Source organism: Actinomadura sediminis (genome assembly GCF_042675525.1).
In the GTDB taxonomy this organism is placed as follows: Bacteria; Actinomycetota; Actinomycetes; order Streptosporangiales; family Streptosporangiaceae; genus Spirillospora; species Spirillospora sediminis.
In genome coordinates, this window is sequence record NZ_JBHTJA010000024.1 from 43,836 (window position 1) to 57,022 (window position 13,187).

The following is a 13,187-nucleotide window of genomic DNA, read 5'->3' on the forward strand; positions in this document are numbered from 1 at the left end:
CATGGTCGGCCGACCGGCAACTGTGACAGAGAGAGGCGACCCTGGACCGGCCTGCCGTCGCGGGTGCCAGACCGACCTTGTCGCTGTGTTGGCACTCTAGCGTGGAGAGTGCCAGACATGAAACTATGCCGTGCCCGGTGGCTCGTCAACACGAACGCGTACGTCCGCGGCGACCGTCCCGCAACGGTTCCGCGGCGTTCACGGAGCGCTAACTTCACCCTATGGACTCCGTCTCGTTCCGCCGTCTGCGGACCCCCTCCGGCCAGGACGTTCTCGCGGCGGCGACCGGCGCGGACGTCGGCGGGGACGGGCTGCTCGCGACGGCGGCGCGGCTGCGGGAGGCGCACGATCCCGAGCTGGTGGCCGCGGCGTTGACGCAGGCCCGCCTGCGCGAACGAGCGAAGGTCAAGTTCGGTGCGGACGCCGAGCGGATGTACTTCACCGAGGCCGGGCTCGAACAGTCGACGAGGGCGAGCGTGGCGGCGTACCGGGCCGGACGGTTCGCGGACCGGCTGGCGGGCGGGCGCGTGCTGGAACTGGGCTGCGGCATCGGGGCCGATCTGGTCGCCCGTGCGCGCGCCGGCCTGATCGGGGACGGGGTGGAGCTCGACGCCCTGACGGCGGAGGTCGCGCAGGCGAACGTGGACACGCTCGGCGTCGCCGATCGCGCGTCCGTCCGGGTGGGCGACGCGGTCGAGCAGGACCCGGCGGGGTTCGCCGCCGTGTTCGCCGACCCCGGCCGCCGGACGGCGCGCGGCCGGGTGTTCGACCCGCGCGCGTACGAGCCGCCGCTGGACGCCGTCCTCGACCTGGCCGGACGGACGGGCGGCGCGTGCGTGAAGGTCGCGCCGGGGGTCCCGCACGAGGCCGTCCCGGACGGCGCCGAGGCCGAGTGGATCTCGGTGGGCGGCGACGTGAAGGAGGCCGCGCTGTGGCTCGGCGGGCTCGCGGGCGACGTCCCGCGGCGCGCGACGCTGCTGGCCGGGGACGGCGCGGTGGCGGGCTCGCTGGCGCCGCGGGGGCTCGGCGACCCGGACGTCCGCGCGTGGGGCCGCTACCTGTACGAGCCGGACGGCGCGGTCGTCCGGGCGCACCTGGTGGCGGAGGTCGCGGACCGGGTCGGGGGCGGGCTCGCCGATCCGCGCATCGCGTACGTGACGTCGGACGAGGCGCACGCGACGCCGTTCGCGTCCGGGTACGAGATCGAGGACGTGCTGCCGTTCTCGGTGAAGCGGCTGCGCGCGGAGCTGCGGCGGCGGGACGTCGGGGTGCTGACGGTCAAGAAGCGCGGGTCGGCCGTGGACGTGGACAAGCTGCGACGCGACCTGGGGTTCGGCGGGCGCCGGCGGCGGGGCGCGGCCGAGCTGACGGTCGTGGTGACGCGGGTCGGGCGGAACCCGGTGGCGCTGCTCGTCCGTCCGCTGGCCGGGCCGTCCACCGGGCCGTCAACCGGGCCGGAAGGGCGCTGACCCGCCCGGACAGGGCGGCGGCCGGGAATCGATTCCAAAGATCTTCCAGGGGCGCCGGGCGGTCCAAGCGCGCCCCGGGAACGCACCATGGCGGCGCAAATCATCGGCGCTTTCCGGCATTGCCTTCCCCAGGGGACCGCGGGACGCGCGGCAAGGCGCCGGCGGGGCCGCCGAATCGGCGCGGACAGATCAACGGCCGGGGAAACACCAAGGGTTGTTCAGGAACGGGAGAGGCGAAGGTTTCGAATGGGCTCCGCGGCGGCGGCGACGGCCGGTGCGCGGGGCGCGCGGGCCCGGCCGCGGGCGTCCGCGGGTGACTCGGGAACTGCCGATGTTGGGCGAGATGTACGGACACGGCGCCCCGTCGCGGGCCCGCCCGCACCGCCGGTCATGACGGGGCGTACCCCCGCAATCGCCGTGATCGGCAACGAACCGGGAATTACCGTCAATGATCTTGAACTCCGACTTTGTTCACCAGTCGGGTAACGCGTGCATTCCACGGAACTCGCAACGTTCTCTACTACCCGTTATAGCGGCGCTCTACACGCACTAGAGTGGCGACTTCACGATTCATTGCCGTGCGCCTTTTCATCGCATCGGCACACGAAGGAGCTCCGGTGGAAACGAATCACAACTTCCTGCAGACAGGGGGTCAACCGGTCTCGGATCGGATGCGGGAGTTGCTCGCCCGTGCGGCGCAGGACCACGTCTACGAACAGCGCTCACAGGGTCAGGTCCTGGATGAGATACGCCAGCGGCTGGAAGGGATGGAGTGGCTGCTGCGGGAGGTCCGGGAGCGGGAGCTCACCGGGCTGACCGGGCAGATCGAGAGCGTCCGCGGGCAGGTCGACGACCTCGCGGGCAAGCCCCCCGAATGGGCCGAGGGCCTCGCCCTGCACATCGAGTCCGTCGGCGAGAAGGTCAAGCCGGTCGCCGAGCTCCCCGCGCTGTGGGCCGACGTCGGCGTCGTCGCCGAGCACGTCGACGAGGGCCTGAACCGCCTCCAGGCGATCCTCGACTCCGCGCAGCACATCACCGACGTCACGCAGCAGGCGTCGCAGCGGATGGACGAGATGACCAAGCGGCTCGACAAGCTGCAGGGCAGCATGGAGGCCGCGTCCGTCCGGTTCAACCGGCTCGACAAGTCGCTCGCGGAGCTGGGGCACCGCTCCGAGCGCCTGGAGCACTCGATCAACGGCGTCACAGCGCGCGTCGACCAGTCGCTCGGCGAGATGGCCGAGCGGATGGAGCAGGGCCTGGAGGCGGTCAGCGGGCGGGTCGAGGGCGTCGGCGGGCGGCTGGACGGGCTGGACGGCCGGCTGGACGGCGTGGACGGGCGGCTCGAGGGCCTGTCGGGCAAGCTGGAGGGCGTCGACGGCCGGTTCGAGAACCTGGAGGGGCGGATCGACGGCGTGGGCGAGCGCATCGCCCGGCTCCCCGACGCGCTGGAGATCACCGACGTGCACCGGATGCTGACCGAGCTGGTGCAGCGCCCGGCGCCCGACCACGGCGACCGGTTCGACGCGCTGGAGAAGCACCTCGCCGACGCCGTGGACCCGCTCGTCGAGGAGCTGCGGGCCCGTCCCGACCGCGACGAGGTGAAGGCGACGATGACGGAGATCGCCGAGACCGCCTACAGCGACGTCGCCCGCCGGATGGAGGAGTTCGGCCGCCGGTTCGAGGACGTGCACGACGACGTCCGCAAGCGGATCGAGGGCATCCACGAGGAGGTCTCGAAGAAGGTCGACGGGGCGCTCGAGGAGTTCACCACGCAGGTCGACATCGTGTCGCGCCGCGTGGAGTCGGTGCACATCGACGTGACGAAGCAGGTGGAGTCGGTGCACCACGAGGTGTCACGCCAGGTCAGCGGCGTGCACGACGACGTCACCCGGCAGGTCGGCGGCATCCACGAGGACGTCGCCAAGCAGGTCGGCAACCTGCAGGAGGACGTGGCCCGGCAGGTCGGCGGCGTCCAGGACGACTTCGTCCGGCGGATGGAGGGCGTGCACCACGAGGTGGGCCGCCGCGCCGAGGCGGTGCAGGCCGAGTTCACCAAGCGGTTCTCGCACGTCGAGGACGAGGTGGGCCGGAAGGTCGAGAGCGTGCACGACGACGTGTCGAAGCAGGTCGGCGCGGTGCACGAGGACGTGCTGAAGCGGTTGTCGACGCTGGAGGAGACGATGCTGGCGCTGGCCGAGGCGCTGCTGCGGCCGCGCCGGGACGGCAAGGACTGACCCGGAGCCGGCGGGGCGTTCGATCGGAGATCGCGGGTGGGGCCGTCCGGGCGGTCCCACCCGTTTCGCGTCCCGGGCCGGCCCGCCCGCCCGCCACGCAACGCCGAACACTGTTCGGAAACGGGTGGATACCGACCGGAATCTGCGAAGTTCGTCCGCCAAATCGGCTTGATGCCCGAAAGGTCAGCCCGAGGGGACGGCGATGACGTGCTGTTTGTTACGTTCCGTCTTCGCAAAATCACTCCCAATACCGTTCGGAATCCGTTTTCATGGATCACGTGACCCATACTCAGGCTCTCAGCCAACCGCTCGGCGCCCCGCCCGGCGACGCGACCCTGCGCTGGGTCGAGCAGTGCCTCGGGAAGGGCGCCGAGGTCCGGATGGTGCGCCCCCTCCCCGGCGGCACCGCGCACGCCAACCACGCGCTGCTGGTGGAGAGCCGCTCCGGCAGCGCGCACCGGCTGGTGCTGCGCCGCTGGACGGTCCGGGACGCGCCGGGCGGCGACTCCCGTGCGGACGCGGGCGGCCCGGCACGGCGGACGTTCGGCGAGACCGAGTTCTCCCCCGAGCGCGAGATCGCCGCGCTCGCCCTGCTCGCCGGCGCCGAAGTCGCCACCCCCTCGCTCGTCGCCGCCGACCCGGCCGGCGCGCACTGCGACGTCCCCGCCCTGCTGATCACCCGGCTGCCCGGCCACCCGCCGCGCCCGTCCCCCGACGACCTGCCCGAGTACCTGATCCAGCTCGCCGCCGCGCTCCGGCTGGTGCACGGGCTGAACGGCGCCGGGACGATGCCGCCGTACATCCCGCGCAACCGGCTCGACGTGCGGGTCCCGCCCGAGCACGCGCTGCGCCCCGAACTGTGGGAGCGCGCGTTCGAGGCGGCGGCCGGGCCCGCCCCCGAGGCGCCCGCCCGGTTCATCCACCGCGACTACCACGCCGACAACACGCTGTGGTCCTACGGGCGGCTCACCGGCGTCGTCGACTGGTCCGACGCGTCGTCCGGGCCCGTCGCGGTCGACGTCGCGCACATGCGGCGCGGCCTCGCCGTCCGGTACGGCCGGTCCGTCGCCGACCGGTTCCGGTCGACGTTCGACATGGTGTCCGGCGGGCACGCGCACGACCCGTACTGGGACGTCCGGTGCGTGCTGGAGCTGCTGCCCGAGGACGGCGACCGGACGATCGACGAGGCGACCGTCCCGCTCCTGGAGGACTACCTGGCCGCGCTGCTCGCCGAACTGCGCGGCTGACCCGCGGCCCCGCCCGTCACAGCGTCACGGACTCGATCGGGAGGCTGGAGTCGGCCGGGAGCGCCAGCTCGGACGGCGCGAGACCGGCCGACACCAGCTCCGAGCCGAGCGCCGCGACCATCGCGCCGTTGTCGGTGCACAGCTTCGGGCGCGGCACCCGCAGCCGCACGCCCGCCTTCTCGCACCGCTCCGCGGCGAGCGCCCGCAGCCGCGAGTTCGCCGCGACGCCGCCGCCGATCAGCAGGTCGCGGGCGTCGTTGTCCTTGCAGACCTTGAGCGCCTTGTGGACGAGCACGTCCACCACGGCCTCCTGGAACGACGCCGCAACGTCCGCGACCGGCACCGGCTCGCCGCTCCGCTGCCGCGCCTCCACCCAGCGCGCCACGGCCGTCTTCAGCCCGGAGAACGAGAAGTCGTAGGTGCCGTCGTTGTACTTGCCGCGCGGGAACGCGATCGCCGCCGGGTCGCCCTCCCGGGCCATCTTGTCGATCACCGGCCCGCCCGGGAAGCCCAGGTCGAGGACCCGCGCGACCTTGTCGAACGCCTCGCCGGCCGCGTCGTCCACGGTGCTGCCGAGCGACCGGACGTCCGACGCGACGTCCGGCACCAGCAGGATCGACGAGTGCCCGCCCGACACCAGCAGCGCCACGCACGGCTTGGGCAGCGGACCGTGTTCGAGCTGGTCGACGCACACGTGCGCGGCCAGGTGGTTCACCCCGTACAGCGGCTTGCCGAGCGACAGCGCGTACGCCTTCGCCGCCGCGACCCCGACCATCAGCGCGCCCGGCAGCCCCGGCCCGGCGGTGACGGCGAACGCGTCGACGTCGGCGAACGTGACGCCCGCGTCGGCGAGCGCCCGCTCGACCGTCGGGCCCATCGCCTCCAGGTGCGCGCGCGACGCGACCTCCGGCACGACGCCGCCGAACCGGGCGTGCTGCTCGACGCTGGACGCGATCGCGTCCGCCAGCAGCGTGCGCCCCCGGACGATGCCGACGCCGGTCTCGTCGCACGACGTCTCGATGCCGAGCACCAGCGGCTCGGAGTCCCCGATCACGTGTCCTCCCTGGTGAAGCCCACGGGCGGACGCTCCCGCAGCCTGCGGAACATCACCGCCGCGTCCACGTCCGCGGGCTGGTAGTAGCGCTCGCGGATGCCGATCTGCTCGAATCCGAACCGCTCATAGAGCCGGCGGGCCGGAGCGTTGTCGACCCGCACCTCCAGGAACAGGCCCTCGCTGCCGCGCCGCACCGCCTCGTCGATCAGCTCGGTGAGCAGCAGCGCGCCGATCCCCGCGCCGCGCCGGCCGGGCGCGACGCCGATCGTCTGGACGTCCGCCTGCCCGCCCGCGCTCGCCAGGCCCGCGTAGCCGACGACCTCGCCGCCGGACGTCTCGGCGACCACGTACCGGCGGGTGCGCGGCTGCCCCGCCAGCTCCTCGCGCAGCATTCGCTCGGTCCACGCGTCGTCGGGGAACAGGACCTGCTCCAGCCGGTGGACGGCCGGCAGGTCGGCGACCGTCATGTCCCGCAGGGCGATCTTCTCCGCGGCCCCGTCCGGGGCGGTCATACCGGCGTCACCTTCTTGCGCGGGCCCGGCTCCTTCGCGTCGGGCCTGCGCAGGTAGAGCGGCTCGGGCGGCAGCAGGTCCGGGCCCTTGCGGCCGGACAGCCGGGCGACGGCCAGCTCCGCGAGCGCCGTCGCGCTCGGCAGCATCGGCCCGTGCGCGGCGTCCCCGAAGTACAGCGCGGCCCCCTCGCCGACGACCGGAAGCCCTTCGGCCTCCACCTCCGCCGGGGGCCCGACCGTGGGTTCCGTGGCGCGCGCGCGAGCCGAGTTGTAGCGCGCCCAGTACAGCTCCTTGCGGCGCGCATCCGTGGCGACGACGAACGGCTCGTCGCGTCCGGTCTCCCAGGCGAGCACGTCCAGTGTGCAGACGCCGTGCACGGGGACCTTGAGGGCCTCGCCCATGGCGCGCGCCGTGACGAGCCCGACCCGCAGGCCCGTGTAGGGGCCGGGGCCGACCCCGACGGCGATCGCGCTCAGGTCGTCCGGCGCCGCGCCCGCGTCCGCCATCACCCGCGCGATCGACGGGGTGAGCAGCTCGGTGTGCTTGCGCCGGTCGGCGGCCCCGCTCGATGGCTCGGACGCGGCGCGGCACGCGGCGCCCTCGCCCGGAACCCACTCGTACAGCGCCACGGTGACCGCGGCGGTCGCGGTGTCGAAAGCCAAGACCAGCACGGATTACAAGGGTAGTGCAGGCCGCGCGCCCCCGGGACTCGTCAGGACTCCCGGAGTTTCGCCAGGACCGCCTCGACCACCTCGACCGCGCCGTCGCCCGCCGCGTCGTAGCTCAGCGGGTCGTCGCCCGCCGATCCCCCGTAGTGGATCGTGACGAGCACGTTGACGAACCGGACGTTCGCGATCGCCTCGCTCGTCCCGTGCTGGCCGTCGACGCTGTAGACGACGTAGCCCTCGTCGCCGACGTCGTCCAGCCGCCGCTTGTCGGTGAGCTTCTGTCCCTCGAGCAGCGCCTCGCCCGCCTCGTCGGCCTCGCGCTCGGCCGCGTACGTCCGCTGGGCCGCCGCCGTCGCGGTCTGCCCGCCCGCGGCCTCGATCGCGCGCAGCTCCACGGTGAGCTGCCGCTTCTGGTCGCCGGTGTAGACGCCCCACACGCACTGCGTCTGCCGGTCGTTGCCCTGGTAGTTGTCGGCCTCGTTGCGTTCGGCGTCCGGCGCGAGCTTCGCGATGAGGTCGGACCCGATGATCGTGCACGAGTCCGGCACGCCCGCGAACTCGGGCGTCCCGGCCGACGCGCTCTCGGACGCGCCGCTGCCGACGATCCGCCCGGTGCCGTCCGTGCCGTCCGTCCCGCCCCCGGACAGGATGACGAACACGGCGAGCACGCACGCCGCGATGCCCGCGCAGGCCCCGGCGAGGACGATCCCCCAGCGGCGGCCGCCGCGCTCCTCGCGCACGATGCGATGGCTGCCGGTCCCCGAGCGGTATCCGCCGCGCCCCGACGACTCCCGCGGGCCGCGCGCGTACTCGCCGCCGTCCGGACGCCGGGACCCGGCGTGCCGTCCGGAGCCGGTCTCGTGGCCGCCGGAGCCCGTCTCGTGGCCGCCGGAGCCGCCCGCCCGCCGGTGGCCGCCGGTGGAGTACCGGCCCGATTCCGGGCCGTACGCGCCGCTTCCGCCGGGCGGCGTGCGCCCGGGGTCCTGGCCGTGGCCGCCGCCCTGCGGGCCGCCGCCCGGCTCCCGCCCGCCGTACGGGTACTGCGCGGACGAGTACTGCTCGCCGGACGAGTACTGGCCGGAGCCGCTCTGCCGGGAGTACCCGCCCGTCGAGTACCCGCCGGTGGCGTAGCCGCCCGTCGAGTACCCGCCCGTGGAGTAGCCGCCGGTCGGGTAGCCGCCCGTGGCGTGGCCGCCGGCCGGGTAGCGGCCGGTCTCGGCACCGCCGCCCTCGGCCGTGGGGTACCCGGCGGTCGGGGGTCCGGCCGGAGAGGTGAGGGGGTCCTCGGGGTATCCGCGCGTGCCGGGACGGGCGGCCCGTTCGCCGGAACCGCCCATGCCGTACCCGCCGCCGTCCGCGCGGTACCCGTCGCTCGGGCCACCGCCCGGACCGCGGTAGCTGTCGCGGTCATCACCGCTGCGCTGGCTACCACTCACCGGATCCCACTCCCGCATGAGGAAATCGATTTGTCGCGTAGTGAGGTTGTTCCGGCAAAGAGTACGACATGTGGCCGTAAAGTGAACCAGCTAATCCGGGCAAAAAGTGAAGACTTTTCAGGTTTGCCGGTTCAGAGGTCCCGCTCCAGGTCGGACCAGCGATGACCGACCCCGACGATCCTTACTTCGCGCGTCTCATCGGTGCCGTCGCCGCGCGAAATGATCATTTCCAGGCGCTCCTCGGCGAGCCCCTCCGCGAGCCCTTCTCCCCATTCCACGACCGTCACCGATTCCGCGACGGACGCGTCCAGGTCGAGATCGTCCAGCTCCGCGAAACCGCCCAGCCGGTAGGCGTCCACGTGCACCAGCGGGGGCCCGTCGACGAGCGACGGATGGACCCGCGCGATCACGAACGTCGGCGAGGTGATCGGCCCGCGGACCTTCAGGCCCTCCCCGATCCCCTGCGTCAGCGTCGTCTTGCCCGCGCCGAGGTCGCCCGACAGGACCAGCAGGTCCCCGGGCCCCAGCAGGCCGCCCAGCCGGACGCCCAGCCGGTGCATGTCCGCCGAAGTCGGGACGGTCACCGTCCGCCCGCTCACATCCCGTCCGCTCACGCCGTGCGCTCCTCCTCCGTGTCTCCGCTCTCCGGACGGACCCGTCCGAGCAGCCGCCGCAGCCCCCCGGTCACCACGCCCGGGTACTCCAGCGGCAGCACGTGCCCGGCCTGCTCCACCTCGACCAGCTCCGCGTCCGGCAGCGCCGCGGCGATGCTCCGGCCGTGCGCGGCCGGGGTCAGCTTGTCGCGGCCGCCCACCAGCACCAGCGCCGGAACCTTCGCCAGGACGTCCAGCGCCGCCGACTTGTCGTGGCCGATCAACGACGGGTAGAACTCCGCGATCACGTCGATCGGCGTGTCCCGGATCATGTCGTCGAGGAACGCGACCACGCTCGGGCTGACGCGCCGGTCCGCGAACGCCACCTTGCGGGTCACGACGAACGCCAGGTCGGCGCCCAGCCCGCGGGCGCGTTCCACCAGCGCCGCCCGCCGCCCGAGGCCACGCAGCGCGCCCGGCGCCAGCGGCCGGACGGCCTTCGCCACCACCATCGGCAGGCCCAGCGTCAGCTCCGCCATGTTCCCGCACGAGGTGTTGACCAGCGCGACGCCCGCGACCTGCCGCGCGAACAGCTCCGGCCGCCGCTCCGCCAGCGCCATGATCGTCATGCCGCCCATCGAGTGCCCGACGAGCACCACCGGATCGTCCGGCCCGACCGTCGCGGCCAGCACCGCCTCCAGGTCGGCGCCCGTCCGGTCGATCGTCGCGCGGGTCGGCACGCTCCGCCCGGACCGTCCGTGGCTGCGCTGGTCCCAGAACACCATCCGGACGCGTCCGCGCAGGTCACGGCGCTGGTAGTGCCACGAATCCTGGTTGAGGGCGAAGCCGTGGCAGAACACGACCGTAAGGTCCGCGTCGTCCGGGCCCTCCACCTCGACGTGCAGCGCGAGCCCGTCGTCGCCCGCCACGACCAGCTCCCGGCCGCGCAGCTCGCCGAACTGCTCGCCCGCGTCCGGGTCCGGCCGCAGCCGCTTGCGGCCGACGGCGAGATGCCGCAGCCCCACCGCCGCCGCGCCCGCACCGGCCGCCGCGCCCGCCACCGCGCCCGCGATGCCGACCCTGCGCCTGGTCCTGCTCTCCATCCGCGCCTTCCCTACGCCCCGCCGCCGCGGTACGCCCGCGGCACGCGTGATCCGATCCGGGTGACGATCTCATACGAGATCGTCCCCAGGGCGTCCGCCCACTCCTGCGCGGTGGGCTCGCCCCGCTCGCCGGGGCCGAACAGGACGACCTCGTCCCCCGCCGCCAGCGCGTCGTCGCCGAGGTCGATGACGAACTGGTCCATGCACACGCGCCCGGCGATCCGCCGCCGCCGCCCGCCCGCGAGCACCTCCAGCAGGTTCGACCCGTGCCGGGGGACGCCGTCCCCGTACCCCACCGGGACGACCGCGACGTTCGTCTCCCGGTCCGTCACGTAGGTGTGCCCGTACGACACCCCGCTGCCCGCCGGGACGCGCTTCACCAGCGCGGCGTCCGCGACCAGCGTCATCGCGGGCCGCAGCCCGAACGCCCCGACCCGCGGCACCGGCGTCAGCCCGTACGTCGCGATCCCCGGACGGACGAGGTCGAACCGGGCCTCGGGCAGCGTCAGCGTCGCCGCCGAGTTCGACAGGTGCCGCACCTCCGGCCGCGCCCCCGCCTTCTCCGCGAACGCCGCCATGTCGGTGAACGCCGCGACCTGCCGCGCGATCGACGGGTGGCCCGGCTCGTCCGCGCACGCCAGGTGCGACATGATCCCGACGACCCGCACCAGCCCGTCGGCCTCGGCCTTCAGCGCGGCGTCCACCAGCGCGGCCCAGTCGTCCCCGGCGGCCCCGCCGCGCGTCATGCCCGTGTCGGCCTTCAGATGGACGCGCGCGGGACGTCCCGCCCGTCCGGCAGCCGCGGCGATCTCCGCCACCAGCCCGGGCGAGCCCACGGTGAGATCGACGTCGCGGGCCACCGCGTCGGCGAACGGCTCGCCGGGAACCAGCACGCACGCCAGCGTGCGCGCCGCCACCCCCGCCTCCCGCAGCCGCAGCGCCTCGGCGAGCTTCGCGACGCCCAGCCACCCCGCGCCGCCGGCGAGCGCCGCGCCGGCCGCCTCCACGAGCCCGTGCCCGTACGCCTCGGCCTTCACCATCGCCATGACCTCGGCACCGCCCGCACGCTCGCGCAGCACCCCGATGTTGTGGCCGATGGCGTCCAGGTCGACGCGCGCCTCCGCAGGAACCCTCATGGTTACCCAGTGTGCCGCCATCCCGGCCATGACCGGGCACGATCACGGTGAGTCGCTACGCGAGCGTGCGGAAAGCCGCCGGGAGCGCCTCGACGACGTCCTGCGGAGTGATCGGCGCCTCCCGGCCGTCCGGCCCCGCGGACGCCAGGCGCCCGGCGAGTCCGTGCAGGTAGGCGCCGCCCGCCGCCGCGTCCAGCGCCGACATCCCGCCCGCCAGCAGCGCCCCGATGAGCCCCGACAGGACGTCGCCCGTCCCGGCGGTCGCGAGGCGAGGCGTCCCCGTCGGATTCACCCGCACCGGGCGGTCCTGCTCGGCGACGAGCGTCGTCGACCCCTTCAGCAGGACGGTCGCGCCCAGTTCGTGCGCCGCGCGCCGCACGTGTTCCAGCCGGCGCGCCTCCACGGCGTCCCGCCCCGCCCCGAGCAGCCGGGCCAGCTCGCCCGCGTGCGGGGTCAGCACGGTCGGGGCGGGACGGCGCAGCAGCGCGCGGCGCCGCGCGACGATCGTCAGGCCGTCCGCGTCGACGAGGACCGGCAGCTCGGTCGCCAGCACGGCCGTCACCAGCGACTCGGCGGCCGCCCCGGTGCCGAGCCCCGGGCCGACGACCCACGCCTGCACCCGTCCGATCTGCTCCAGGGCCTTGTCGCCCGGCGTCCCCGGCGCCAGCACGGTCGTGACCGCCTCCGGCCACCGCCGCCGCACCAGCTCCACCGGATGCGCCACCGACGCGAACCGCACCATGCCCGCGCCGCCGCGCACCGCGCCGCCCGCGCACAGCACCGCCGCGCCCGTGAACGCGTCCCCGCCCGCCAGCACGCCCACGACGCCGCGGCGGTACTTGTCGGACTCGGCGCCCGGCTCCGGCGGCTGGACGTCCGCGGGCCGCGCCGCGACGACGTCCGGGTCGGGCAGGTCGTCGCCGAGGCCGATGTCGACCAGCTCGACGACCCCGCAGTGCTCCGCGCCGGGGTCGATCAGCAGCCCCGGCTTGTAGGTGCCGAACGTGACCGTCACGTCCGCGTGCACGGCCGCGCCCTCGACCCGTCCCGTGCTCGCGTCCACCCCGCTCGGCACGTCGCACGCCACCACGAACCCGGTGGCCGCCGACGCCAGCGCCGCGAGCCGCGCATGGGGTTCGCGCAGGCCGCCGGTGCCGCCGATCCCGGTGAGCCCGTCGATGATCAGGTCCGCGTCCCGCACGGCGCCCGCACCGTCCGCGCCGTCCAGCAGCCGCCCGCCCGCCGCCCGCAGCGCCGCGAGCCCCGCCTCGTGGACCTTCGAACCGGCCCGCACGGCGACGACCCGGGCGCCCCGCCGCGCCAGCCGCGCGCCCGCGTACAGGGCGTCCCCGCCGTTGTCCCCGCCGCCGACCAGCAGCACCACCCGGGCGCCGTACACGGCGGGCAGCAGCCGCGCGCACACCGCCGCCAGCCCGGCCGCGGCCCGCTGCATCAGCGTCCCCGCCGGGAGCCGCGCCATCAGCGCGTGCTCGGCCTCCCGCACCTTGCCGACCTCGTGCGCGTACCTCATTCGCGGCTCCTCGAGTCGATCATCATGCTCAGCGTGCCACGCGGACGCGCCCGGCACCCGCCTCCCGGCCGATTCGACGGTTGCGCCGCAACTTGCGACGTCATGTGCGGGTAAGGATCTCCGGCCGTAGAATCTTCCGCGTCGGTCCGGATGTATTCGCGCCGCGGTGCCCTCCCTGCGGCGGAATGCGCCCCAGAGCAGTCC

The 13,187-nt window shown here is 74.5% G+C and carries 11 protein-coding genes; 3 read left to right on the top strand and 8 right to left on the bottom strand.

Annotated features, from left to right (window positions below; translation table 11 throughout):
* The first annotated feature begins 221 nt into the window (after window positions 1-221).
* The 3 genes from ACFQ11_RS14940 (at window position 222) to ACFQ11_RS14950 (ending at window position 4,950) form a co-directional block, all read left to right on the top strand.
* Window positions 222-1,469, top strand: coding sequence for a class I SAM-dependent methyltransferase (locus tag ACFQ11_RS14940; protein WP_378298905.1), 1,248 nt, complete (start codon window positions 222-224; stop codon window positions 1,467-1,469).
* A gap of 617 nt (window positions 1,470-2,086) precedes the next feature.
* Complete coding sequence (locus tag ACFQ11_RS14945; protein WP_378298906.1) at window positions 2,087-3,703, top strand: hypothetical protein; 1,617 nt, start codon at window positions 2,087-2,089, stop codon at window positions 3,701-3,703.
* A gap of 269 nt (window positions 3,704-3,972) precedes the next feature.
* Window positions 3,973-4,950: an aminoglycoside phosphotransferase family protein gene (locus ACFQ11_RS14950; RefSeq protein ID WP_378298907.1), complete on the top strand. Its 978-nt coding sequence runs from the start codon at window positions 3,973-3,975 to the stop codon at window positions 4,948-4,950.
* A 16-nt stretch (window positions 4,951-4,966) separates the two neighbouring features.
* On the opposite strand, the gene tsaD is transcribed toward ACFQ11_RS14950, so the two are convergent.
* The 8 genes from tsaD to ACFQ11_RS14990 form a co-directional block, all read right to left on the bottom strand.
* Window positions 4,967-6,004, bottom strand: coding sequence for a tRNA (adenosine(37)-N6)-threonylcarbamoyltransferase complex transferase subunit TsaD (gene tsaD, locus ACFQ11_RS14955; protein WP_378298908.1), 1,038 nt, complete (start codon window positions 6,002-6,004; stop codon window positions 4,967-4,969).
* Complete coding sequence (gene rimI / locus ACFQ11_RS14960) at window positions 6,001-6,516, bottom strand: ribosomal protein S18-alanine N-acetyltransferase (RefSeq protein WP_378298909.1); 516 nt, start codon at window positions 6,514-6,516, stop codon at window positions 6,001-6,003. Before rimI ends, tsaD begins: the two co-directional genes overlap by 4 nt.
* On the bottom strand, window positions 6,513-7,187 hold the full coding sequence (gene tsaB, locus ACFQ11_RS14965) for a tRNA (adenosine(37)-N6)-threonylcarbamoyltransferase complex dimerization subunit type 1 TsaB (RefSeq protein ID WP_378298910.1): 675 nt from the start codon (window positions 7,185-7,187) through the stop codon (window positions 6,513-6,515). Before tsaB ends, rimI begins: the two co-directional genes overlap by 4 nt.
* Before the next feature lie 41 nt (window positions 7,188-7,228).
* Window positions 7,229-8,620: a hypothetical protein gene (locus tag ACFQ11_RS14970; RefSeq protein WP_378298911.1), complete on the bottom strand. Its 1,392-nt coding sequence runs from the start codon at window positions 8,618-8,620 to the stop codon at window positions 7,229-7,231.
* A 131-nt stretch (window positions 8,621-8,751) separates the two neighbouring features.
* A complete protein-coding gene (gene tsaE, locus ACFQ11_RS14975; protein ID WP_378298930.1) occupies window positions 8,752-9,180 on the bottom strand; it encodes a tRNA (adenosine(37)-N6)-threonylcarbamoyltransferase complex ATPase subunit type 1 TsaE in 429 nt (142 codons plus the stop codon).
* Between the two features lie 50 nt (window positions 9,181-9,230).
* On the bottom strand, window positions 9,231-10,316 hold the full coding sequence (locus tag ACFQ11_RS14980) for an alpha/beta fold hydrolase (RefSeq protein ID WP_378298912.1): 1,086 nt from the start codon (window positions 10,314-10,316) through the stop codon (window positions 9,231-9,233).
* Between the two features lie 11 nt (window positions 10,317-10,327).
* On the bottom strand, window positions 10,328-11,452 hold the full coding sequence (gene alr / locus ACFQ11_RS14985) for an alanine racemase (RefSeq protein WP_378298913.1): 1,125 nt from the start codon (window positions 11,450-11,452) through the stop codon (window positions 10,328-10,330).
* 55 nt (window positions 11,453-11,507) lie between these two features.
* On the bottom strand, window positions 11,508-12,983 hold the full coding sequence (locus ACFQ11_RS14990; protein WP_378298914.1) for an NAD(P)H-hydrate dehydratase: 1,476 nt from the start codon (window positions 12,981-12,983) through the stop codon (window positions 11,508-11,510).
* Between the last annotated feature and the right edge of the window lie 204 nt (window positions 12,984-13,187).